Source organism: Paenibacillus radicis (ex Gao et al. 2016) (genome assembly GCF_014641555.1).
Classification (GTDB): domain Bacteria; phylum Bacillota; class Bacilli; order Paenibacillales; family Paenibacillaceae; genus Pristimantibacillus; species Pristimantibacillus radicis.
Genome location: NZ_BMHY01000002.1, coordinates 454,664 through 477,380, shown reverse-complemented (window position 1 = coordinate 477,380; position 22,717 = coordinate 454,664). Strand labels below are relative to the sequence as shown.

Below are 22,717 nucleotides of genomic sequence, written 5' to 3'. Positions count from 1 at the left end.
ATGGTTAACGCAAGATCAAATTTAAGTGGATATTATGTAAATTTTCGATTTGAGTCGGAGGCTATATCGTGAAGAAAGAGAACTCTGGAAAGATGAAGGAGCCGGAAACGGTCGGAGAGGAACTGCGGGTCAAGGTCATTGATGCGATCGCGCAGACGATGGATTTATACGGAGCAAACTATTCATTCGGACAGCTTTACGGCATTATGTTTTTTGAAGACCGGCCAATGACGCTCGAAGAAATGCAGACGAGCATGAATATGAGCAAGAGCAATATGAGCTACGCTGTACGTTCGCTGATCGATTCGAAAATGGTCTCGAAGCTGAACGAGAAGCAGGACCGCAAAGAGCTTTATGCAGCGGAAACAGATTTCTTTAAAGCCTTTCAAGCGTTTTTCGTCACGAAGCTGCGGCGGGAAATCGATGTGATGCGAGGGGCGATTGTCGAAGTCATTCCCCCATTGTCCGAGATGATTCTCGAGGTCGGGACGTCCGAAGAAGAACGGGAACAAGGACTGAAGGATCTGCACAAGCTGAAGCATGCCGAAAGCTATTACAATTGGCTGCATAAATTTGTTGATGATCTGGAGAGAGGCGTTTATTTCGATTGGGAACCGGGAGCTCCAGGTACAGGGAACGTTGATAACGGCTCCGAGTCCGAGCCGGGAGCTTAAAAAGGCTTTTTGACCTGTACAACGGCCGCTCCCGGGAAGCTGGTCCGCCATAAAATAGAGGAAAAGCATTCGGCGAAGCTTCGCCATTGCCAATCTTTTATTTCAGGGAAGGATGCTGCTCCTTTATGTGGTGCTGTGTCGGGAAGGTCATTATCGTCAAAAACCAAGGCGTGATAAATTTTGGCAGAGCGGTACAAGTCGAAACGGATACGGTGGAAAGCGATGAAGCCGACCCCGAAGGAGAAGGCGCTCCGGTCGTTAGGGCAAGAGGGCCATCCAAAAGGCCTGCCAAAGCTAAAGCGTTCGGTAAGCAAAAGTTAAAAAAACGATAGCTTGCTTTGCAAACGAACGAGGCTGCTCCCAAGTCCATGGACTCGGAAGCAGCCTCGTTCAGCATTTTACCAAGGAATGTCCCCGATATCTTGCAGAATTGCATCAATTGCTTTTAACTCCTCTTGCGTGAACGGCGCTTGGCCAACTGCTTGTACGTTCTCCTCGATCTGGCTTACACGGCTCGCTCCGATCAGAACCGACGTTACTCCTCCAGCTCGCAGCGCCCAAGAAAGCGCCATTTGCGCGAGACTTTGACCTCGTCCTTTGGCAAATGCTTCAAGCTGGCGGAACTTCTCCACTCGCTCCGGCGCAATCGCCTCTGGCTTCACAGTCAATTGGCCGGATTTCATCTCCGCTTCAAGCTTATCGATATATTTGCCGGTCAGCTGTCCGCGTCCCAGTGGACAAAAGGCGATCGAACCGACGCCTTGCTCCTCCAGCACATCCTGCAAGCCGTCTTCAATCCAGCGGTTAAGCATCGAATAATTAGGCTGATGAACAAGCAGCGGCGTCCCCATCTCACGCAGTATTTCTGCCGCTTTTCGCGTATCCTCTGGACCGTAATTCGATAGACCCACATAAAGCGCTTTACCTTGACGAACAGCTTGAGCCAGGGCGCTCATCGACTCTTCAATTGGTGTGTCCGGGTCTGGTCTATGGTGATAAAAGATATCGACATAATCCAGCCCCATCCGCTCAAGGCTGCGATCCAGACTTGCCAGCAGGTTTTTGCGGGAGCCCCACTCACCGTAAGGGCCTGGCCACATGTAATACCCGGCTTTCGTCGAAATGAGCAGCTCATCACGGTACGGCTTCAGATCTTTGCTGTATACTTGCCCGAAGGTTTCCTCCGCAGAGCCGGCCGGCGGGCCATAGTTATTCGCCAAGTCGAAATGGGTGATGCCCAGATCAAACGCTTTTCGTATCATCGCGCGCGAGTCCTCCAGCGGCTTATTCCCGCCGAAATTTTGCCATAGCCCTAGAGAAACTGCTGGAAATTTCAACCCGCTTCTACCGCTGCGTTTATATTGCATTTGTGAATACCGTTGATCATCTGCTTGATAAGGCATGATGCATTCCTCTTTTCGTTAGTTGAGACTGAATAAAGCAGCAAAGCTTATGGTATGTTATAATTTATAACCAGAAGCTTGAAGACTCCCTAATTATATGCCATTCTATCAAGTCTATTAAATGTCGGCATGTAGTTATTGCATGTCATTATGTTATATATTTACCTGTTAAGGAGATCGTCGAATTGAATATTCAATATCGTTACCACGGCAAGCAAGATTGCGAACCCGGCTATTATTGGGGACCGGGCTACAAAGAGCAGTATAAAATTATGTTCATTCATAAAGGTAAAGGGATCTATAGGTTCAACGACAAGACCTATGCCCTAGAGAAGGGCCAAGGCTTTCTTGTCTTTGCCGATACCGTCTGTTATATGAAAGCAGACCATGATGATCCTTGGGTATACTCGTGGTTTGCTTTTACAGGGGATGATGTAGAGCAGCTGTTGGAGCAGGTTCAGTTAACGCCCGACTATCCAATCTTCTCTTTCTCATCGCTGCATAAGGTGGATGCTTACTTGGAAGAATTAACGGATATGGATACCGGCGACCTGAATGGCCAGCTCCACTGCCAAAGCCTTCTATTTCGTCTGCTGGCGGAATGGACAGACCTGCTCCTTGCCGACCGGCAAACGCCCCGCAGTTTCCGGGCTAAAGATGTCTACGTTCGCAAAGCGATGGATTACATCCATACCAACTATAGCTTGAAAATAACGATTTCCAGCCTGGCTCAGTTCATCCGCATCGACCGGATTTACTTGTCCACTCTGTTCAAGGAAAGCTCCGGACTCTCACCGCAGCAGTATTTGCTGCAGTTCCGAATTCAGAAAGCCTGCGACCTGCTGGTGAATCCCTCGCTGTCGATCACGGACGTATCGCACTCCGTCGGCTACAACGACCCGCTGCTATTCTCCAAAATGTTCAAAAAGGTGATCGGCTCATCGCCAACGGCTTATCGGGAACAGCGGTATCGCGTTCTGGAATGAGTTGTGTGGGAGAGAACCATCCTAACTTGTAGTGAAACAGCGAATTGCCTTCGCTAAATCGAAAGCTTAACTTTGTCACCTCCAATTGCACAGGAACGAGTAGGCGTAACTCAGCTTCATCTGCTGCATTACTAGTCTCATTAAAAGCTCCATGTACAACGCTCCCCTTCTAGCACTATTACGAACCTCCTTCGCTAATTAACGAAGGCAAATTCGCTCTTCGCCCCTCAGCCGTAGCACTCTCCCGCTACAGCGAATCTTTTTTCGCTATCCATGAACTTAGGTTCACGAGTAGCGAAAAAAGGTTCGCTCCGTCCAGCCGCCTTCGAAAAACGAGCTCCACTGCGAAGATCGATTCGCTAATTTGCGAACCTGCTTCGTTAGAGACATAAGGGCATATGGCATATAAAGTACTTTGTTATGAGCTAAAACAAGCTCCTACACTGCAGCAATTCCACTCCTGTGCGATATACACACGCTGCCCGGTTTGAGCATATTTTATATACTAATGAATCAACAACGGGATGAACTCCTGCAGCTTTGTACCAGTCCGCCGTTTGGGGGCATAAAGATCACATTTTACGTCTAAGCGTCATGAGGAGGCGAAGCATTGAGTAAAAATAAACCGGAACCCATGGACACGGGGCAATCTTTCAGCAAATCTGAAAATAATGCCGCTAAACTCGCCCTCATAGGCAGCGCCGTTACTACGTTTGGTGATTTAATAACGACAATTGCAGCTGTAATCGCACTGGAAGAAATCGCTGCCAGCGAGATTCTCGACCAGGAAAATCAACGGATTCAGGATGAGAAAATGTCAAATATGCAAAAACAAATTGATTACTTAACTTCACAGATCAATCAATTATCGAAAAAATAAACATCCTTCAATTTCTTCGAACACAAATAAGCAGCCGTCATCGGCTGCTTGTTGCTGTTTCACAGCAACCCTAAACTCTAACTCTCTACTTCCCTGACAATTCAGCACGTTTCAAATTGCACCATTTAATTAGATTCACCATACAAAAATACAGTGCTTAAATCACTACAATAAGTCTGTAATCAATTCCATTACAGGCAGTGAAAAAATTGCACTGATTATAATTATAACTATGGCAGGACCTAGAAACTGATTTGAATTAAATATCGCTTTCCCTATAAAAAAGAATACGGTAAGGCCAAGTAAGCTCGTAACAGCTACTAAAGCTGCCAAAGGTTTATTATCTTGAGTCATAAAACCGTCCTCTAAATTGAAAGAAATAAAGAATACAGCCATGAAACATCCAAATCCTACTCCAGCGCAAGCAATCATGTAAAGCACTTGCCATAGCTTCAAGGCTTCTCCTCCTCACTAAATGATATAATTTCCACTCACTCTTGTACTCAGAGTAGCACAGCAATAAATTAAAAATAGTACCATCATTTTCTAGTACTAGACGCGAGATATGGTCATAAAGAAAAAGAACAGTTGCCGTGGCAGCTGCTCTTAGATTGTTCAATTATAGTTCTTTGGTTAAATATCCGATACCTCTGCTTCCTGCCATTTCAAATCTAGTAAAATTGGAGGATAATAAATAGGTTCGATCCATAAATAGCTTAAGTCCTCCAACAATTGACCAAGCATTATAATACCTTTTTCATTTTGTTGTATTTTCCAAGTTCCACTAATCATTGCTTTACCAGTCTCCACTTTTCCAATTGCATCTGACCAGTTATACTCAGTTCCCTTAGTTTTCTCGATCTCCAGCAATCTTTTCTCGTATTTCTGTTGTTTGGCTCGTTCCATTTCTTCCGTTATCTCCGAATCCCATATTTCAATAAAACAAAAACCCTTAAGTTTGGATTGAAGCACAAGGTCCCTGAACTTATCCGTTACGTAGATATTACTTTTAACATGCTCTTTAATTTTAAAAATGTACTGATCTTCCAATTTATCTTCCATAAAATAAAGCTTATCAAACCCTGCAAATTCCCCATGACGATCTTTAAAGCTTGTTGATCGATCATAATTAACACAGTCAGCAATATTAGTTATGTTCACTAGTACATGGTCATTATTATCAATTGATAAATATTGCACATATTTATTTATGTAGTTATCCAATATATCGACTGATTTTTTAGAGAATACAAGCAGCCCAGGAAAGAAAATTGGCAAATCACTTTTCCTCCCCTTTCTGACAACTTCCATTCTCAAAGGGCTCCACTCTGGAACATAAACTCCTTCAAGTAAGCTATCAACTTGTTCCATATCCTCATCAAAATTAGTAAGATTAAACGAAAAACTTCTATGGTCTGATTCTAGTTCCCATACTTTCATCGTTCCACTTCCTATTCTCATTTAGAAAAATAATCATCTGTTATATCATCGGTAAAAATTACCTATTAATAAATAAAAGTGCCGAAAGTCTTTAGACTTTTCGGCACTTTGCTATCTCATTAAATCTTATAAGCCTTCATCGCTTTTCTCAGCTCTTTCCATGATGGACGTTTACCGTACATCAATACGCCCGTGCGGTAAATCTTAGCCGACAGCCAGCCTGCCAGGTAAATGCTGACGAACAGGATACCGAGCGAAGTAAGCACTTGCCATACCGGCGGGTTCGACAGGCCAATGCGGAGCATCATGACGAATGGCGAGAAGAACGGTACATAAGAGCCAACGGTCACCAGCATGCTGTCCGGGTTGGAGAGGCTGAATGTTGCGATATAGAAGCCCGCCATTGAGAGCAGCGTAATCGGCATTACCGCTTGACCCAGATCCTCCGTCCGGCTGACGATCGAGCCAACTGCAGCATACAGTGTCGAGTAAAGGAAGTAACCAGCCAAGTAGTAAATAAGCGCGTATACGAGCAGCATCGGGTCGATTGTCGACAGATCGATATTGTATTGCTTGAATGCATCCGAGTTATGCGGCATGCTGGCGTTCGCTACAATAACCAATACATATACGATAATTTGTGACAGGCCAACTATGAATACGCCGAAAATTTTACCGAACATTTGCGTCAGCGGCGCCACGCTTGTAATCAGAACCTCCATGACGCGGGAGCTCTTCTCCGATGTAATCTCTGAAGCGATCATCTGTCCCGTCACCATAATGGCAAAGAACAGAATGAGTATAATGATGGTAACGAGTGCAATCGCCATGCCTTGCTCGCTAGCGTCTTTGCCTCCGGCCGTGCTGCCGGCTCCATCGGTTGCCGCGATTTGTACCGACTCAATTGCAACCGGAGCGAATAGCTGTGCTTTCTGCTCCTCTGACACACCTGCATCCTTCAAAATGTTTTCCGTCCGCACATTTCGCAAAGCACTTTCCAGCTTCAATGTTGTTGAGCCTTCAAGCATCTTCTCTGACTTGTACGTTACGCTAGGCAGTCCGCTTGGCGTCACTTCGCCAAAGCTCAGATAGCCTTTGATCTTCTTATCGGCAATAGCCGCTTTCAAAGCCTTTTCGGCTTCTTGTGCATTTGCCGCCTTCGCAATTTCAATAAACTCTACCCCAGGCTTCTCCTGGGAGGCAAAATAGCTTTTCAACTGCTCGGAGAGCTTCGTTCCTGCACTGTCATCAGCTTGCACCACGTAACCGATTTGAATCGTTTTGCCGCTGTCGCCCTTATCAAATAGAGAAATAATAGCCGGAAGATTAACCCCGATCGACATAATAATTGCCATAATGAGCGTTGTAATGAGAAAAGATTTGGCTCTAAGCTTGTTGCGAACCGTAAAACCGACAACTGTCCAAAATTTATTCATGTCTCTCACCTACCGTTTTTATAAAGATTTCGTTGAGCGTTGGCTCCAGCACTTCAAAACGTTGAATGTCCGTTTGTCCAATAGCTAGACGCAAAATCTCTCCCGCCGCTTCCTCTTTCGCAATATGAATCTCATAGCCATATTCATGGCGATTGACTTTCGTTACGCCGCCGATGGCATCCAGTCCGTTAACGTCTCCCTCTGTTTTCAGAATGACGCGTTCACGCGGATAACGGCTCTTGATTTCTTTCAAGCTTCCCTGCACCACAGCATTGGAGCGGTGAAGTATCGTAATGTTCCGGCAAAGCTCCTCGACATGCTCCATACGGTGAGTCGAGAACAGCATCGTCGTTCCGTTATCGCGCAGCTCTTTTACGGTAGATTTAAGCAGCTCTACGTTGACCGGATCAAGACCGCTGAAGGCTTCGTCCAAAATGACGATTTGCGGATTATGAATAACCGAAGCGATAAACTGTATTTTTTGCTGATTGCCTTTGGAAAGCTCTTCTACCCGTTTGTTGTAATACTCCGGCACTTCGAATCGCTCTAGCCAGCGCTTCAGGTTGCTGTCTGCATCCCGCTTGCTCATGCCGCGCAGCTCAGCCAGATAGATAAGCTGATCACTAACACGTATACGCGGATACAAGCCTCTCTCTTCCGGCAAATAACCTAGCGATTGCAGCAGTTCCTTGGAATAAGGCTTGCCGTTATAGAGAACTTCCCCTCCATCTGGATAGATCAAGCCGAGGACCATCCTCATCGTCGTTGTTTTTCCTGCGCCGTTAGCGCCCAGCAGTCCGTATATTTCCCCTTGCCCAACCTCGAAGCTGATGCCGTTTACCGCTGTTTTTTCCCCGTATTGCTTGTAAATTTGATCGACCTTTAAAGGCTTCATGATCTCAAATCTCCCCTCAGCATTCTATATAAAATGAATGAATACATCCTGTTATGACCTTACACGCAGCCGTTCCTGCTCAATGAGCACCGCTAGAATATCATCCAGATTTAGAGACTGGCGGCCGGCAAGTCGAACCTCTTCTTTCTCCAGCCATTGCTCGGCGGCAAAAGCCTCTTTCGTAACGACTCGAATCGTACCTCCGCCGGTCTCCTCGATTACGCATTGGCCCGGAATAGCCTCTGCGTCCTTTCTTGTAAACCGTTCACTATGAATGTAAAAGGCATGCCAATTGCTGAACAATTCATCCTTCTCGTATACGCCAAGCACCCGCCCATGCCCCATAAATACGATATAATCGGCGAGCCGCTTTACCTCCTCCACGATGTGGGAAGCCATTAATATCGTCCGGTCTCCGCTGTCCATGAAGCGGTGCAGCACATCCAGCATCGTTCGCCAAGCGAGCGGATCAAGTCCGGATGAAGGCTCATCGAGCAGCAGCAGCTCCGGATGATGGGCTAACGCAAGAGCCAGCTCATATTTGCGTCGTGTTCCCTTGGACATACTGCCAAGACGAATGCTGTCATCGACTTCAAATACACGCAGCAGCTCGCGATAACGGTTCAAATCCCAATCCGGGTACCAGCGTCTATTGAAAGCAGTTTTATAGGAGCCTCGCATGCTCTTGTCATGTACGCCGAACAGCTCCGGTAAATATCCAATTCGCTGCTTCAGCTTCGTATCATCACCATCCCCGAGCCGATGGCCGAGAATCGTAATTTCGCCTTTATCCGGCTTCGATAATTCAAGCAAGAGACGGAACGTTGAGCTTTTTCCCGAACCGTTGGGACCCACGATTGCCGTTACATATCCTTTCGGAATTTCCAGCGTAATTGGCCCAAGCTGAAAATGAGGACGGCTTTGCTCGACATGACTCAAACGAATTGCAGCTTCCTCCGACATCCACTTCACCTCTTCCTATCCTGTCTAGCTTTATACCCCATAGTGTTTATCCAAAGCCTCACGAAACAAATCCGCAAGCTCTTCTTTCGAGCACTGCACAAGCTTCCCCGCAGCTACCGCTCCTTCAATCGCTTCGATAACAGCTTCCAATCGATGACGGTCCATCTCTCTTTGCTCCACCCTTGCTACATACGTTCCGGTGCCTTGCCTTGTCCGCAGCAACCCTTCCGACTCCAGATCCTGATAAACCCGGCGAACCGTAATGACGCTGCATTTCAACATTTGAGCCAGCTCCCGTATGGATGGCAGCAACGTTCCTTCAGAAAGCTGTCCGCTCACAATTAATGCCCGAAGCTGCACCTCAATCTGAAAGTAAAGCGGTTCGGCGCTTTGTTCGTTAATTTGTATCGGCAGCCACACGGCTTCACCTTCTTTTATAAAGACTTTAATTCAATCTAACCACTTCCGGTTATTGATGAGATTAGCCCAGCTTAATGCTCCCCTTAGTAATAAAGCTCCGCTTCCTGAGCCTCTTCACAATGATGGTGTAGCCCGCTGCCAGAGATATTATGGCGTATAGCATCGCAGCAGCTGTATACCACCAATGTCCGGCCTGAAGCTCTCTCAGCAACCCGAGAACAACACTGACACCGGTCAGCTTAATCGCTACTAATAAGCCCCCCGCGATGATCATAAATACAAAACAATAAATCGTGTACATCCTGCTGGAATGGCCAAGCTCGAAGAAAATGAAAGTGACAGCAATTCCGATAGCATAGAAGAACCAAAACAATGCGAACAAGCCATAGGTGCCAAGATCGATATGTTCACGCAAGCTCGCTATGGACAAATACTGAATGGAGAAAAACAACACGATCATCGGCAGCAAAATAATGAACAACTGCATCATCCGACCTAACGTCAGTTCCTTCAATGGAATGGGCATCGACCTCCACTCCGCCAACTTTTCAGTGAAGCCATCCTCTTTCCATGCACGCATTGTCGTCCTGTTCATTGCGAAAGCAAAGTTTGGAAAAATGAGGATGAATGCAAAATCCAATAACCAAATCAATGAACCTGGTATTTTTTCCTCAAATTGAAAAAATCCCATTGTAACTACAGCCATGTATACGCAAAACGCGATAGTGAACAGAAGGCCGTACTTATCTCTTAACAGCTCATGTTTCGCAATGTGCCATGCACCCTGCCAAGCGTTCAATCCGCTCTCCCCTTCCCGACTTGCATTACCGTGTATATACTGTATATATCTTTATACACAGTATAATCACACCTCCACATAGTGTCAACCATTTCCATAAAAGTTTTTTCAAGCTTATTCCCACATAAAAAAAGAGCCTTCCTAACCGCCGAATAACGGCTTATAGGAAAGCTCTTGAACTTCTTTACCAACCAAGTATCGCATGGATGAGCGGTTTCATATGACCGCCCGGATACATCAGATAAAGCAATACATAGACGGCAACGCCTGTAATCGCTGTGAAAAACCAAATGATAGAAGTAATTCTTCCCCATTTGCGATGCTTGGCGTATTTACTCTTAAAGCCCAATACGAGCGTCGTGATGCCAAAAACGGCTGCGACTGTCGCAAGCACGATATGGAATATCAAAAAGGTTATATAGTAAGGCTTCAAGCTATCCGGACCGCCCCAGGACGTATTGCCGATGATAACCGTTCTGGAAGAATAGATAATAAAAAAGATAATCGCTGCGATTGCAGCAGCAATCATCACTTTCTTATGTGCATCGAGCCGGCGCCTGATCGCGAGGCCCCAACCGATGGCAACCAGCACCGCGCTTATAACGATGAAGGAAGTGCTGATTGTCGGGAATATAAAATACCAATCCAAAGTTCATCCCACCTGTACCGATAATTATTGTAAATAAACTACGCCGTGCCCGGGTTGGAGTTCGGAAGCTCATCATCCTTATGCTCGCGTTTAAACCAGTGAGTAAAAATATAGCCTAAGATAAGCCCGTACATAAGCTCCTGAACAAGCTTCATCACAATGCCCCCGAGCTGTTGATCCTCGACAGGACTCATTAAATTGAAGAACTGCGGTCCGTCGAACAGATCCAATAATCTCGAAGGATCTCCCGAAACACAATAGCCCATAGCTTGTACCCAAACTAACGGATCGCTATAAATCGCGTACATCGGCGAGCTGGCAAAAATGATCAATGCACAGGCAGGCGTCAGAAGAATGCCGTTGGCGAATACATAGGCCAGCTTCTTCAAATCTGTTAAGCGATTCCATTCCGGCACCGGACAAGCGATTTGCCACCACATCATCAAAGACGTGATAAACAGAATCAAATAGTACAACCGGTGAACGAAGAAATTCGTCATCACATAATCATGAACCATAGGGACATGATAAATGGAGAACAGCAAATTGAATAGAATGAGCGTCGAGATTGGATTCATCAGAAACTTTAATTTGCGCCAAGCCGGACGCGAGAACACCTTGCGCCATACGAAAGCCGGGATGGACAGCAGCAGCATCGGTGGCACAATAAGATAAGAGATGGACATGTTCACCATATGGAACGTAAACATTAAATGCCCCAGCAGGTTCAATGGACCTCCGTGCGCGAGATACAGCAAGAGCGCCGACGTCACGAACATCAACTTTTGCAGCACCGTTGCTGAAGGCTCTGCAGCCGCATGCTTCTCCCTCCATGGCCCTATTACATAGAAGTACAGAATGACGAGAGCCGTCATTCCGAATAGAAACCACGGGGTCCACACTTCTTCAAAGCTGAAATATTGTAAGCCTAGCATATGTGGAAGCTCCTTTCACACTCATCTTGCAAAAGAGGAGGGACCCAGCCTTAGGGACCCTCCTCTTTTTAGTTATATTTCTTACCACCAAGCCCAGTATTCAGCCATAATTACACAGGTGAATACGATGAATACCCCAAACAGGATCGCAACGGTTGCATAAGCATGACCGCGGTCTTTCATATGCATCCATACAGCCATCTGTACGAATACTTGCAAAATCGCGCAACCGATAAGAATGATGTAGATAAAGTCGGTGTTAATCCCGCCGGAAGCGACTGTCGCGAAGGCAATCAGCGTCAGCAGGACGGATAGAATAAACGATACGATCGCTTTCTGCGGCCCCTCAAGCTTATGACGAACGGGGCGTTTTTCTTCAGCGGAATGATTGCTTGACATGGATTAAACCACCTTTCCCATCAAGTAAACGACGGTGAAGATAAATACCCAGACAACGTCGATAAAGTGCCAGTACAGACCAGCCACATACGCTTTAGGCGCAGTAACGACCGTGAGGCCTTTTTTGGCCAGCTGGCCGATCAGAAGCGAGATCCACACGATACCGAGCGCAACGTGAGCGCCGTGGAAGCCGACAAGCGTATAGAATGAGGAGCTGAATGCGCTCGTCGTAAAGCCATGGCCTTCTTTTACGTAATGGTAGAACTCGTAAATCTCTAGGCATAAGAAGCCTAAGCCTAGCAAGACGGTCACAATAAGCCAAGTGATCAGCTTTTTGTTGTCATGACGGTGCAGCGCTTGTGTTGCGAATACGCTCGTCAACGACGAGGTAAGCAGGAGCGCTGTTGCAATCGCTACGAGCGGCAGCGAGAACAGCTCATGAGCCGGAGGCCCGTCAAGAACTTGATGGCGGAGAGCCAGGAACGCTGAGAACAGCGTTCCGAACAATACCGTTTCACCGCCAAGGAAGAGCCAGAAACCAAGTACTTTATTGCGTCCCTCAAGGGTCGCCTTTTCGGGCTCATGAGGCAATTGCCCTTCTACATGTGCACTCATGCTTTTACCCCCCCGTCATGCTGATCTTCAGGCTCGATATGGAAACCATGATCGTCGTATAACGAACGAAGGATCATGCATGTAAATGTGACGAGCAAACCAGCTGCTCCAATAATGTATCCAGTGTCGATACCGCCTACGCTGCCCCAAGTTCCGTCGGAGTAGAGCAAGCCGAAGCCTGTAATGAACAAGCCAAGCGACATGAAGAACGGAAGAATCGATGGTGAAGGCATATGGATCGAACCGATTGGCTCGGCAGGTGTCATGCCTTTTTTGCCTTCCATTTTCTCTTTCCAGAATGCATCATAACCGCGAACGAGCGGTGTTTGCTGGAAGTTGTACTCTGGCGGCGGCGAAGAAATCGTCCACTCCAGCGTACGTCCGTCTTCCCATGGATCGTTTACAGCATTTTTCGGTTTGAAAGCTGTAATCGTCACGTTCAGAAGGAAGAAGATTGTACCAAAGCCCATCAGAATCGCGCCGATTGTACTGATCAAGTTCATTTCATTGAAGCCCAGTCCGTCCAGGTACGTCCAAATCCGACGCGGCATGCCGAGCAAGCCGAGGAAATGTTGAACGAAGAACGTCATATGGAAACCAATGAAGAAGGTCCAGAACGTCAATTTACCGATTGTTTCGTTCAGCATGCGTCCGAACATTTTCGGCCACCAGTAGTGCAGGCCGGAGAAAATACCGAGAATCAAACCGCCTACGATAACGTAGTGGAAATGCGCGACAACGAAGTACGAGTCATGGTACTGGAAGTCGGCAGGTGCAGCTGCCAGCATAACGCCGGTAACGCCGCCCATTACGAAGGTCGGGATAAAGCCGACTGCGAACAGATTCGCTGTCGTGAACTTAATGGAACCGCCCCACATCGTAAACAGCCAGTTAAAGATTTTAATACCAGTTGGTACAGCGATCAACATCGTTGCGATGGAGAATAGCGAGTTCGCTATTGGTCCAAGACCTGTTGTGAACATGTGATGCGCCCATACCATGAAGCCCAAGAAGCCGATCAAAATTGTAGCGAATACCATCGAGCTGTATCCGAACAAACGCTTCCGGGAGAAAGTACTAATGACGTCAGAGATAACACCGAACGCCGGCAAGATGAGGATATACACCTCAGGATGTCCGAATATCCAGAAAATATGCTCCCATAGTACGCTGTTGCCGCCTCCGGAAGGATCAAAGAAATTCGCATCGAAGATCCGGTCGAACATCAGTGCCGCCAAACCTACAGTCAAGGCAGGGAAAGCGAACAGGATCAGCGCCGAAGTAATGAACGACGCCCAAGTGAACATCGGCATACGCATGAAAGTCATGCCAGGCGCACGCATGTTGATAATCGTAACGAGGAAGTTAATGCCCCCGATAAGCGTACCGATACCGGCTATCTGCAAGCCTATGACATAATAGTCCATGCCATGTCCGGGACTGTATGTCGTTCCGGCAAGCGGAGCATATGCCGTCCAGCCAGCTTCAGGCGCGCTGCCTGCAAACCAGCTGACATTCAGCAATACTGCGCCGAAGAAAAAAGTCCAGAAACCAAGTGCGTTAACGAAAGGGAACGCAACGTCGCGTGCGCCGATTTGCAGCGGCACAATCGCGTTCATTAAAGCAAAGAGCATTGGCATCGCTGCCAAAAAGATCATTGTCGTGCCATGCATCGTCAACAGTTCGTTGTATGTATCCGCGCCTACGAAATCGTTAAGCGGTTTCCATAATTGAATCCGAATAAGCAAGGCTTCCAATCCACCGACGAGAAAGAAAAAACCGCCGGCGATCAAATACAATATGCCGATTTTTTTGTGGTCAACCGTTGTCAGCCAATCCATCAGGCCGGTATGACGTTTAACCGCATGTCCATGAGCCAAGGTAGGTACCTCCTTCAATCACCGATGATTTATTGTTGATAGTCAAGCGTCAAATCAGACAAATATTTTGCAATGCCATCGAGCTCTTGTTCTGTCAAGTCGACTTTAGGCATTTGGTTGCCAGGTTTGACAGCTTGAGGATCTTTAATCCAACGATGCAGGTTTTCTTCAGTCGAACCTTCGTTGGAATATTTAGGATCGTCGGTGTTGACAAGGATACCGCCTACAGTCTGACGACTGCCGATACCTGTCAGGTTAGGGAAAGCAGGACCGCCTTGATCGCCTACAGCATGGCAAGTCAAGCATTTGCTTACAAAAGCTTCTTTTACGGCAGGGTCGCTAGGAAGAGCAACAGGTTCTTGCAAAGCTGCTGTCCAACGATCAAACGAAGACTCGTCCACCGATTTTACTTTAAAGTCCATCAGGCCGTGGGAAGGTCCGCAAAGCTCAGCACATTTGCCCAAGTAAACGCCTTCTTTTGGAGCTGAGAAGTACATCGTATTTACGTTCGCGCCAGGGTTTGTATCAATCTTGCCGGCAAGCGACGGAATCCAGAACGAGTGAAGCACGTCTGCCGATTTCGCTTCGATCGAGATTGTTTTACCTGTAGGAATGATTAATTCCTGCGCAGTTTTAATGCCAAGCTCCGGATATTCAAATTCCCACCAGTATTGGTGCGAAGTCACGATTACTTTAACCGCATCCGGGTCCTTCGTATAATCCTTGGCTAAGTTAAATACCGATTGTACCGTCGGCACGCCAAGAATGATAAGCATGATAATTGGAATTACCGTCCAGATAATTTCCAGCTTGTGGCTGCCTTCCACTTGCTTTGGAATCGTTTTGTCTCCGGGACGACGGCGGAAACGAATAATTACGTAGAAAGAAATCGCAAACACGACTACAATCACGATCAACATGATTGAAATCGCCAGCTTCATCAGTCCGAATTGCTCTTGCGCTACAGGACCTTGGGGATTCAACGTGGACAAGTCACTTCGTCCGCACGCCGACAGCACCAGCACCATCAAGGCCAGAAGCGGCGCAAGCCGTTTTACAAACTGCCACCGATTCATTAATAATCAACCCCACTTTTGACGTTTTCGCAGCTGAAATATTCGCTTAAAGGCGCGACAAACTGCGTGTTTTCACAGATGTTATGACAACTCCTGCAACTTAAATCACTTTATTAAATATAAAGTTGAAGCCCCTATTTGTCAATGTTCCACAGAGAGTTCACAAATTGTTCGCAAAGCTGTCAAAAACGTTCATTTTCAAGGCTTTTTTGCTTCTCGAAGGACTTGCTTTTATCGTTTTTGGCATCCCGCGCGCCTTCCTGCGCATGATGTGAATTCCTATCCTACATTGTGCACCAAACCCATGGTCAATTATGTATGGACCGCGAGCGTATATTTAATCGTTCCCTACAGAACCTATTCCTATAACTGCCCGAATGGAGGCTGACTTTCAATGAACAAACGTGTAGCCGGAACTTTCACCCTCACTCTGCTGCTGCTGGTCTCTTTAACGACTGCATGCGGCTACGAGAAGCGCATTCAGAACAGCGACCACGACTACGGCAGCCGTCAGGCTGGCGATCCCAAAAACGCCCGTACCGCCAAAATGTATGGATCGGCTAGCGGCGAAAACAATCTCAAGCAGCACGACAACGCCTTTTTCGAATACAGCAATACACTCTCCAACAAAGTGACTCAATTGAACGGCATTGGCACCGCCATCGTGATGCTTACGGATAAGAATGCCTATGTGGGATTGGCACTGGACTGGACAGCTGTTGGAACGAAAAGCACGGGCCGCACCAATGAGCAGAGTAATGGCGACGCAGTATACAATACGGACACAGGCAGCCAGTACTGGGACAACCGGCAATTGATTACACCTTATAACTCTTACTTTTCGGTCAATGACCATTCGCAGCTTTCCCATGAGCTGAAGCAGACCGTCGCCAAGAGAATTAGGGAATACGCTCCTACTGTGCAAGAGGTGCATATTTCGGCTAATATGGATTTCGTGAACCAGTTGAATGAATATGCGAAGCAAGCATGGATGAACCGCTCGCTCGTTCCTTGGACTGAGGACTTCAACAACCTGGTGAAATATCAATTTGCCGGCGGCGACAAAATGCCTTCGCAAATTATCGAGTATGAAAATATGCGCGCAAAAAGCCGTCGCGGAGAGTCGATCATCCCTTATGCGCGATAGAGAATTTTGACGGTGATATCAAGTTTTATGACAAAAAATGCAATTTCGAAAAAATCTCTTCCTATTATATAGCGCATATTTAGGATTAGCCTTATTACCGATTCAATTAGCTGCAAAAAAGCTGTTTCCCCAAGGTCCGTTGTTCAGACCTGGGAAACAGCTTTTTACGTTGCGTCCGCCTTCTTACTTTTAAGATGGCGGCGGGTAGAAATGCATCGCCGTCTTCAGCTTATTAATAGCATCGCGGTAATCCAGTTTGTCATCTTCGTTCATCGCAAATCTCTCCAGCATATAAAGCTCGTCCTCATATTGCTTCAGCAGCTCCGCAATTTGATCCTTCGGCTTCGTCGACGGATTATGGGCCTTGCTTTCCGTACCGGTCTGGATGGCCAGTTCTCCTTGCGAATCGATCTGAGCAAGAAAGACTTCCTCCATCTTAACCTTTTGTTTCTCAAGCTCCCTCTTCAGCCAGTTGCGGTCCTTGCCGGCAACCTCAAGCGACCTATCAACGGCATGCCCGTCCATCACAACCGTTTGCGGTTCAATGGTTTGCGGAAGACGCCAGCCCAGCATATCGGGAGTCAGCGGCTGGTGTTCTTTTTTGAGCATGACGTTGATTTCTCCGCTTTGCTCCATAATGGCGAATTCCACATCAGCTACACGGTACACATCCTTTTTCCGAAGCTGCTCCAGCATCTCGTCGAGCGTAATTCGCTCCTTACGCATATTTTTGCGAAGCAGTACACCTTTGTCGATCAGCACCGTCCCTCTTCCATCCACAACATCGCGGATCGATTTGCTCTTTAATGTAATAAACTCCATTGCAACGGAGATGCCAACCCAGACGGCCAAGGAGACGATGCCCAAATACCAGTCATTGTCCAGATCAAGGGAAATATAGGCGGCGATATTACCCATCGTAATACCGGTTATGTATTCAAATAGAGACAGTTGAGAAATTTGTCTTTTGCCAAGCAGCTTCGTAATAATGAACAGTATCACAACCGACGATAACGTACGAAGCGATATTTCTAACCAATCAGGCATTGCAATTCCTCCTCCTAGTGTGCTATACTAGATTTTGTGTTATATTTAACCTCGCATATCCCTCAAGAAAACTAGATTAATTCCACGGATTTTGATTTTCTTTTCCGTTAATTCACAACAATGTTCAATCCAGCAAGCAGTTTCTTTGATTCACACTGGCGCGGTCATCGGAGCCGTAAGGACGGAAGAGAGGTAGGGCTTCCGTTGTTTTGAAGTATGCGAAGATTTTGATGGCAAGAGCTTTGCTCCTCTAGCCATAATTAACAAGGGGTATCAAGCGTTATCGCTTCTAACACGAACCTTCCCGCTCATTGGAAGGGCATCGGTTAAATATAAGTCACAATCGACGGCATCCGTATTTCGGGTGCCGTTATCCAATTCTGCCTCTTTTTCAGTTCAACGGACTTAAGCTTCCTTCAGCGTGGTTTGCCTGTACTCTCGCAGGCTGAAGTAAATGCACATCAATAGGAAACACGCGTACACAACTCCGCTTACAATGCCATAGTAACCTCTCACATGACCGTAAAAAGCTCCAAAACCTATCGCCAGCAAACAACCAATTAATCCGATCCATACCCCCATCCCATAACCGCCTGATTGTCTGTCATCCGGTATGCTTCTCGTGCTTGATCGTCTTGTGGCCAAAGCAATGACCAAACAGCCGAAAAATACGATCTGCACGCCGATCGAAATCGGCATAATGCCATAATTGTTGAACATGACCACTTCATCCATATTGCTAAAAAGTATATCCGTTAGCATGGCAATCAGCAGGCCTGTTAATACGTTGATCGAATCATAATTTTTCTTTTTCGTATAAGAAGCTAAACCGGTCAACATGCCCGTGTATAAAATAGCGAATTTGATCAGGATGACAGGCACATATAGCGAAATGAGAAACAAGTCGACCCGATCCAGGAAATCGGTAATATGAATCTGTTGGACAACAATCCACCCTACATAGATCATCCGCGATGCAATGATTGGGCTAAGTACGCTTACGACGCAAAACAGCCATACCGTTAACATAAACGAAGAGAAAATGACGCCTGCCTTGACGGCAAAATAAATATCTCTAGGCTTCCTGACATGGTGTAAAAATGCGCCCATCACGATTAAGTCGCCAAAGAGACCTACGGATAACATCCCTCCTTTAAGGGGCGGAAGAATGCCATTGCTTAGGATCGGCTCAAGCTTCTGCATATCGATTTCGTTGAGCAGTAGAATCGGCAGCGATATGTAGAACAAGATGAAGACGGCGACAAAGACGACGTTCGCGCGGGCAAGATGCTCCGACGAGCCAGTCGCAATGTACATCAGGAGCACAACCGTCAAGAGCACGACATAATCGGAAGGCGTGCGGAGCAATATCGATGCGCTGAAAAAATCGCTGTACAACCGAATTTGGCTAATCAAATCAAGTGCCAAATAGCCGATCAGCATTGCATTCAGTAAACCGCCGAGCCATTTACCGCAAGCGAGTTTGGTCATTTCAAATACATTTTTACCTGGCATAGCCCTAGCAAGCCGCCAAAATAAATAGGCCATACCTATCCCATATGGAATCGGCAATATAAAAGAGAACCATGCATCCTGACGAGAGCTTTCCGTCAACGCCATTGGCAGGCTCGTCATATTAGAGGCTACAAGCAGCGAGCAGACGAGCAGCATCAATTGCATCGTTGATATCGTCATTTTGTCTTTCATCTGGGGTCACCTCTTCATCAGTCTCATGATCTCTTTCACGCAATTGTAGACGATAGCATTTTCCATCAACGATATTTCAAGCTCCATCTCGTGAAGTACCAGTACGACAATGGAAAGGCAGGCCAACAGGTAAAAGAACATTTTGTTAGCCCAGCCTTGAAGCTTCTTTCTCTTCACCGCTACTGTAATGACGACAAAGACAATAATGATCAACGCATAGGCTTTATCCATTGTCTTCCTTATCCTTCTTCGCTAAATTTTCACGGTTCATGCCGATCCGGAAAAGGTCAGCATCTACTTTTACAGTAAAATCGCATTTCGGAAATACGGTTTCCCATTGCGATTTCCATTCATTTTTCCATTTCCCCGGGTATGCACGGTTTAAATACCGGCCAAATCCGATCACATCGGAATTGGATTTTTGCATCATAGCGATAGCTTTCTTAATATCGTTCTCTGCTTTTTGCTCAAACAGCTTCTCGATATGCGTTCTCTGACCAATGTCGTTATAGTTTCGATTCAAATCTGAATCCTCATTAATACTGAATTGAATATCGGATTGGATATCGAAACGGGCAATTCCATCGATCATTACGGATTTAACTTTTAACTTACAAGTATTGACCGCAATCGTAATGGCATGGTTACCATCCACTATGGTCTCCCGATATGGCCGGAATTGATTGCTGAGCAGTCGGATACCGTTGGAGGCATCATCCTTTGCCGCCGCTTTCATAATTCCGTTATGTGTTAGCGCAAACCCGATTACATCGATGTCTTCGGCTTCTTGTCCCTTCAGATTTGTTTGCTTCTTCTGCAAGTAAGGCAGCATCGCATCTTCTCCTACCGCAACGATACTGGAGGTAACATCCTTCAATGACACTCGTATGCTGGAATCGGACTGCAATACCTCCCTTATCGACTCTGCTGAAAAACGCTCAAGCCGAACGTCTGCATTCAACACGTCAAGCGCAGATCCTTTTGAAATGGCTACAAAAGCAGTTAACCGATTTTCAGGCATTCTTGTAATAGCGTCAACGATCGGGGATAAACCAACCGTCTGTGCCAGCCGATCGCTAATAACAAGGACGCGGCGATGCCCGAAATAGAGCCAGCGAGGAAGGCTTTTTTGCAGGATGTCTATCGCCTCTTTGATCGTTTTTCCACGTGTCGTTTTGATCGTGAACGGCTTTTGCGACCCGCCACCTCCGCCTCCTACCGCACCACCCATATTGCCGGGAAGAGGAATAAGAACGGATACCTCGAAATCGCCGTTATCCGTAATGTCTAAAGCACTGCCGAGTACGAAGGCCACGTCATTGATCTCACGGCGATCCCAGCAGCCGGTGAGCAGCATACTGATACAAGCCATCACCATCGTTAGGCATAAGCCTGTTCTCCAGCTCCTTTTCATTGCAGCCGCCTCCTTTCTTGTTATTCGTCCATTCGCTATTTCTGTCTGGTTCTATCCTGGGGATACAAATAGGCCGGACGGCGCTTCATTTTAGACCAAGGAGCTCTAAAGATAACGTCCTTCCAATCTGAGGCCGAGATCGGCGATGCCGGAGCCACATAAGGTACTCCAAATGAAGTGATTTTGGACAGATGCGATACGATTGCGACGACTCCGAGTATAATGCCAAGCAAACCAAAGATCGAAGCCAGCAGCATTAATGGAAAACGAAGCAGACGAATCGCTATTGCCGCATTGTATCTCGGCAGTGTGAATGAGGCGATGCCTGTCATGGATACAACAATAACCATCGCTGCCGACACGATACCGGCCTGAACAGCTGCTTGACCCACGACAAGTGCCCCCAAGATGCTGACCGCTTGACCCACTGTCTTCGGGAGCCGAACCCCAGCCTCGCGCAGCGCCTCGAAAGATAGCTCCATAATAAGTGCCTCTACAACGGCAGGAAACGGAATGGCTTCCCTTGAAGCGGCAATACTTAGCAGCAAGTTTGTCGGAATCATTTCAGGATGAAAGGTCGAGACCGCAATATAAATGGCCGGAGCCATCAACGCGATGAACAGGCACACCATTCTTAGCATCCGCGTCAGCGTCGCGACGATAAATCTCTCGTAATAGTCTTCGCTTGCGTGCAGCCATTGCCAAAATCCAAACGGTGCAATGAGGGCAAACGGCGTACCGTCGACAAGTATGGCTACCCTTCCTTCCAGAACGGCCGCGGCTACTGTATCCGGCCTTTCCGTATTTTGAATTTGCGGAAAAGGCGACATGACTTGATCCTGTATGAGTTCCTCGATATAACCGCTCTCCAGAATGCCATCAATATCAATGGCATTCAGCCTTCGCTCTACTTCCTCTACCAGCTTCCGGTTGGCAATGCCCGCCATATAAGTCACAACAACGTTCGTATTCGTCTCTGTGCCGATTACGAATGGCTTCATCTTAAGCCGCGGCGACTTAATCCGGCTTCGTACCAATGCAGTATTGGTGCGCAAACGCTCATTGAAGCCTTCGCGAGGTCCGCGAACGACAGTTTCCGTCTCGGGTTCCGTAATCGAGCGGCGCTCTCCGCCCCTCAGTCCGAGACAAACTGCCGTCTTTCCGCCTTCTACGAAAAGTCCGCAATCGCCGGAAAGGACGTTGACGAGCAGCTCGGAATAAAACTGCACCTGCAGCGTTTGACCAACAGGCAGCGTTTGCTCGCATATCGCATCGATGGTAAACGCACCGCCTTCAAAAACCATCAGCGCTTGCATCGCCTCGTCCACCATACTGGAAGTAACCATGCCGTCTACGAAAAACATTAATGCCTTGGGGCCATGTTCAATCTGAAATTCGCGAATCACAATGTCCGAGCTGTCCTCGAACAGCTCCTCCAGCATCTTCCGGTTCGCTTTGACTGTATTCTCGATCCGCAAATGCTCCAGCTGACTGATCGCGTTATAATCCAGCCGGCCATCTCCTTTGGCCGTTGATCGGATTCGCATCCTTAATTCACCTACTGTCGGATTTTGCGGTTAGGTTTACCTATTTGGCCGAAATTATGCCAAAACGGTAAAGAAAGCATAGGCTGGGGGGCGAGGTCGCTGCGCGTTGGATCACGTGCAGGGTCACTGCGCGTTGGATCAAGTGCAGGGTCGCTGCGCGTTTTGGTTCATGCTGCCGTTCTTGATTCCATTACTTCATCGCTGCACGATGATAATGGATAGAATCTTCAAAATGTCATCCTGAACTCAAAACGCTCCGCTTACCCTCAACCTCAATCTCAACCTCAACCTCAACCTCAACCTCAACCTTTGCAGGCTCTTCAAGCAGGCAGTTAGTGCGGCTCGCTGCGCGTTTTGGATCGTGCTGCTGTACTTGATTTCAACTAGCATAGGATAGAATAGTTA

At 47.1% G+C, this 22,717-nt stretch carries 24 protein-coding genes; 5 read left to right on the top strand and 19 right to left on the bottom strand.

Features of this window, described 5'->3' with window-relative positions; genetic code table 11:
* The first annotated feature begins 92 nt into the window (after window positions 1-92).
* Entirely contained in the window at window positions 93-674 is a 582-nt protein-coding gene (locus IEX98_RS07610; protein ID WP_188888547.1) for a GbsR/MarR family transcriptional regulator, read from the top strand.
* Window positions 675-799: 125 nt separating this feature from the next.
* A complete protein-coding gene (locus IEX98_RS07605; RefSeq protein WP_188888319.1) occupies window positions 800-1,006 on the top strand; it encodes a hypothetical protein in 207 nt (68 codons plus the stop codon).
* Between the two features lie 66 nt (window positions 1,007-1,072).
* Here IEX98_RS07605 and IEX98_RS07600 read toward each other — a convergent pair whose 3' ends face one another.
* A complete protein-coding gene (locus IEX98_RS07600) occupies window positions 1,073-2,077 on the bottom strand; it encodes an aldo/keto reductase (protein ID WP_188888318.1) in 1,005 nt (334 codons plus the stop codon).
* A 185-nt stretch (window positions 2,078-2,262) separates the two neighbouring features.
* On the opposite strand from IEX98_RS07600, the gene IEX98_RS07595 reads away from it, so the two are divergent.
* Window positions 2,263-3,063 (top strand): AraC family transcriptional regulator, encoded by an 801-nt coding sequence (locus tag IEX98_RS07595; protein ID WP_188888317.1) that lies wholly within the window; start codon window positions 2,263-2,265, stop codon window positions 3,061-3,063.
* A gap of 610 nt (window positions 3,064-3,673) precedes the next feature.
* On the top strand, window positions 3,674-3,943 hold the full coding sequence (locus IEX98_RS07590) for a hypothetical protein (RefSeq protein WP_229692040.1): 270 nt from the start codon (window positions 3,674-3,676) through the stop codon (window positions 3,941-3,943).
* A 165-nt stretch (window positions 3,944-4,108) separates the two neighbouring features.
* Here the strand turns inward: IEX98_RS07590 and IEX98_RS07585 are convergent, their stop codons facing one another.
* The 13 genes from IEX98_RS07585 to coxB form a co-directional block, all read right to left on the bottom strand.
* Window positions 4,109-4,399, bottom strand: coding sequence for a hypothetical protein (locus tag IEX98_RS07585; protein ID WP_188888316.1), 291 nt, complete (start codon window positions 4,397-4,399; stop codon window positions 4,109-4,111).
* A gap of 177 nt (window positions 4,400-4,576) precedes the next feature.
* Window positions 4,577-5,383, bottom strand: coding sequence for an imm11 family protein (locus tag IEX98_RS07580; RefSeq protein ID WP_188888315.1), 807 nt, complete (start codon window positions 5,381-5,383; stop codon window positions 4,577-4,579).
* A 119-nt stretch (window positions 5,384-5,502) separates the two neighbouring features.
* A complete protein-coding gene (locus tag IEX98_RS07575) occupies window positions 5,503-6,819 on the bottom strand; it encodes an ABC transporter permease (protein WP_188888314.1) in 1,317 nt (438 codons plus the stop codon).
* Window positions 6,812-7,714 carry an ABC transporter ATP-binding protein gene (locus IEX98_RS07570; protein ID WP_188888313.1) on the bottom strand — a complete coding sequence of 301 codons (903 nt, stop codon included), beginning with the start codon at window positions 7,712-7,714 and terminating at the stop codon, window positions 6,812-6,814. Before IEX98_RS07570 ends, IEX98_RS07575 begins: the two co-directional genes overlap by 8 nt.
* A gap of 51 nt (window positions 7,715-7,765) precedes the next feature.
* Window positions 7,766-8,677 (bottom strand): ABC transporter ATP-binding protein, encoded by a 912-nt coding sequence (locus tag IEX98_RS07565; RefSeq protein ID WP_188888312.1) that lies wholly within the window; start codon window positions 8,675-8,677, stop codon window positions 7,766-7,768.
* Between the two features lie 30 nt (window positions 8,678-8,707).
* The gene (locus IEX98_RS07560) at window positions 8,708-9,097 is read right to left on the bottom strand and encodes a GntR family transcriptional regulator (RefSeq protein WP_188888311.1); all 390 of its coding nucleotides are present in this window, start codon (window positions 9,095-9,097) and stop codon (window positions 8,708-8,710) included.
* A gap of 61 nt (window positions 9,098-9,158) precedes the next feature.
* Window positions 9,159-9,677 carry a hypothetical protein gene (locus IEX98_RS07555; protein WP_188888310.1) on the bottom strand — a complete coding sequence of 173 codons (519 nt, stop codon included), beginning with the start codon at window positions 9,675-9,677 and terminating at the stop codon, window positions 9,159-9,161.
* Between the two features lie 403 nt (window positions 9,678-10,080).
* The gene (locus IEX98_RS07550) at window positions 10,081-10,545 is read right to left on the bottom strand and encodes a DUF420 domain-containing protein (protein WP_188888309.1); all 465 of its coding nucleotides are present in this window, start codon (window positions 10,543-10,545) and stop codon (window positions 10,081-10,083) included.
* Between the two features lie 38 nt (window positions 10,546-10,583).
* Window positions 10,584-11,480: a cytochrome c oxidase assembly factor CtaG gene (ctaG, locus tag IEX98_RS07545; RefSeq protein ID WP_188888308.1), complete on the bottom strand. Its 897-nt coding sequence runs from the start codon at window positions 11,478-11,480 to the stop codon at window positions 10,584-10,586.
* Window positions 11,481-11,561: 81 nt separating this feature from the next.
* A complete protein-coding gene (locus tag IEX98_RS07540; RefSeq protein ID WP_188888307.1) occupies window positions 11,562-11,879 on the bottom strand; it encodes a cytochrome C oxidase subunit IV family protein in 318 nt (105 codons plus the stop codon).
* A 3-nt stretch (window positions 11,880-11,882) separates the two neighbouring features.
* Window positions 11,883-12,494 carry a cytochrome (ubi)quinol oxidase subunit III gene (locus IEX98_RS07535; protein WP_188888306.1) on the bottom strand — a complete coding sequence of 204 codons (612 nt, stop codon included), beginning with the start codon at window positions 12,492-12,494 and terminating at the stop codon, window positions 11,883-11,885.
* Entirely contained in the window at window positions 12,491-14,374 is a 1,884-nt protein-coding gene (gene ctaD, locus IEX98_RS07530; protein WP_229692039.1) for a cytochrome c oxidase subunit I, read from the bottom strand. Before ctaD ends, IEX98_RS07535 begins: the two co-directional genes overlap by 4 nt.
* 29 nt (window positions 14,375-14,403) lie before the next feature.
* On the bottom strand, window positions 14,404-15,450 hold the full coding sequence (gene coxB, locus IEX98_RS07525; RefSeq protein WP_188888305.1) for a cytochrome c oxidase subunit II: 1,047 nt from the start codon (window positions 15,448-15,450) through the stop codon (window positions 14,404-14,406).
* A 394-nt stretch (window positions 15,451-15,844) separates the two neighbouring features.
* Here coxB and IEX98_RS07520 point away from each other — a divergent pair, with 394 nt between their 5' ends.
* Window positions 15,845-16,597, top strand: a complete 753-nt coding sequence (locus IEX98_RS07520; protein WP_188888304.1) for a hypothetical protein — start codon at window positions 15,845-15,847, stop codon at window positions 16,595-16,597.
* A gap of 189 nt (window positions 16,598-16,786) precedes the next feature.
* Here IEX98_RS07520 and IEX98_RS07515 read toward each other — a convergent pair whose 3' ends face one another.
* The 5 genes from IEX98_RS07515 to IEX98_RS07495 all read right to left on the bottom strand — a co-directional run bounded on the left by IEX98_RS07515 (window position 16,787) and on the right by IEX98_RS07495 (window position 22,312).
* Window positions 16,787-17,644 (bottom strand): DUF421 domain-containing protein, encoded by an 858-nt coding sequence (locus IEX98_RS07515; RefSeq protein ID WP_188888303.1) that lies wholly within the window; start codon window positions 17,642-17,644, stop codon window positions 16,787-16,789.
* A gap of 405 nt (window positions 17,645-18,049) precedes the next feature.
* A complete protein-coding gene (locus tag IEX98_RS07510; RefSeq protein ID WP_188888302.1) occupies window positions 18,050-19,351 on the bottom strand; it encodes a GerAB/ArcD/ProY family transporter in 1,302 nt (433 codons plus the stop codon).
* 6 nt (window positions 19,352-19,357) lie between these two features.
* Window positions 19,358-19,582, bottom strand: coding sequence for a hypothetical protein (locus IEX98_RS07505; protein ID WP_188888301.1), 225 nt, complete (start codon window positions 19,580-19,582; stop codon window positions 19,358-19,360).
* Complete coding sequence (locus IEX98_RS07500; RefSeq protein ID WP_229692038.1) at window positions 19,575-20,765, bottom strand: Ger(x)C family spore germination protein; 1,191 nt, start codon at window positions 20,763-20,765, stop codon at window positions 19,575-19,577. The genes IEX98_RS07505 and IEX98_RS07500 overlap by 8 nt, the downstream gene beginning before the upstream one ends.
* Before the next feature lie 35 nt (window positions 20,766-20,800).
* Window positions 20,801-22,312, bottom strand: a complete 1,512-nt coding sequence (locus tag IEX98_RS07495; protein ID WP_188888300.1) for a spore germination protein — start codon at window positions 22,310-22,312, stop codon at window positions 20,801-20,803.
* Window positions 22,313-22,717: the final 405 nt, after the last annotated feature.

What these genes read in the sequence shown, in the direction of transcription:
- IEX98_RS07555 (WP_188888310.1), bottom strand. Translation starts at nt 9,677, where the DNA reads ATGCGTGCATGGAAAGAGGATGGCTTCACTGAAAAGTTGGCGGAGTGG.
- ctaG (WP_188888308.1), bottom strand. Translation starts at nt 11,480, where the DNA reads ATGCTAGGCTTACAATATTTCAGCTTTGAAGAAGTGTGGACCCCGTGG.
- IEX98_RS07540 (WP_188888307.1), bottom strand. Translation starts at nt 11,879, where the DNA reads ATGTCAAGCAATCATTCCGCTGAAGAAAAACGCCCCGTTCGTCATAAG.
- IEX98_RS07535 (WP_188888306.1), bottom strand. Translation starts at nt 12,494, where the DNA reads ATGAGTGCACATGTAGAAGGGCAATTGCCTCATGAGCCCGAAAAGGCG.
- IEX98_RS07580 (WP_188888315.1), bottom strand. Translation starts at nt 5,383, where the DNA reads ATGAAAGTATGGGAACTAGAATCAGACCATAGAAGTTTTTCGTTTAAT.
- IEX98_RS07505 (WP_188888301.1), bottom strand. Translation starts at nt 19,582, where the DNA reads ATGGATAAAGCCTATGCGTTGATCATTATTGTCTTTGTCGTCATTACA.
- IEX98_RS07565 (WP_188888312.1), bottom strand. Translation starts at nt 8,677, where the DNA reads ATGTCGGAGGAAGCTGCAATTCGTTTGAGTCATGTCGAGCAAAGCCGT.
- coxB (WP_188888305.1), bottom strand. Translation starts at nt 15,450, where the DNA reads ATGAATCGGTGGCAGTTTGTAAAACGGCTTGCGCCGCTTCTGGCCTTG.
- IEX98_RS07600 (WP_188888318.1), bottom strand. Translation starts at nt 2,077, where the DNA reads ATGCCTTATCAAGCAGATGATCAACGGTATTCACAAATGCAATATAAA.
- IEX98_RS07610 (WP_188888547.1), top strand. Translation starts at nt 93, where the DNA reads ATGAAGGAGCCGGAAACGGTCGGAGAGGAACTGCGGGTCAAGGTCATT.
- IEX98_RS07520 (WP_188888304.1), top strand. Translation starts at nt 15,845, where the DNA reads ATGAACAAACGTGTAGCCGGAACTTTCACCCTCACTCTGCTGCTGCTG.
- IEX98_RS07570 (WP_188888313.1), bottom strand. Translation starts at nt 7,714, where the DNA reads ATGAAGCCTTTAAAGGTCGATCAAATTTACAAGCAATACGGGGAAAAA.
- IEX98_RS07575 (WP_188888314.1), bottom strand. Translation starts at nt 6,819, where the DNA reads ATGAATAAATTTTGGACAGTTGTCGGTTTTACGGTTCGCAACAAGCTT.
- IEX98_RS07495 (WP_188888300.1), bottom strand. Translation starts at nt 22,312, where the DNA reads ATGCGAATCCGATCAACGGCCAAAGGAGATGGCCGGCTGGATTATAAC.
- IEX98_RS07510 (WP_188888302.1), bottom strand. Translation starts at nt 19,351, where the DNA reads ATGAAAGACAAAATGACGATATCAACGATGCAATTGATGCTGCTCGTC.
- IEX98_RS07605 (WP_188888319.1), top strand. Translation starts at nt 800, where the DNA reads ATGTGGTGCTGTGTCGGGAAGGTCATTATCGTCAAAAACCAAGGCGTG.
- IEX98_RS07500 (WP_229692038.1), bottom strand. Translation starts at nt 20,765, where the DNA reads ATGAAAAGGAGCTGGAGAACAGGCTTATGCCTAACGATGGTGATGGCT.
- IEX98_RS07515 (WP_188888303.1), bottom strand. Translation starts at nt 17,644, where the DNA reads ATGCCTGATTGGTTAGAAATATCGCTTCGTACGTTATCGTCGGTTGTG.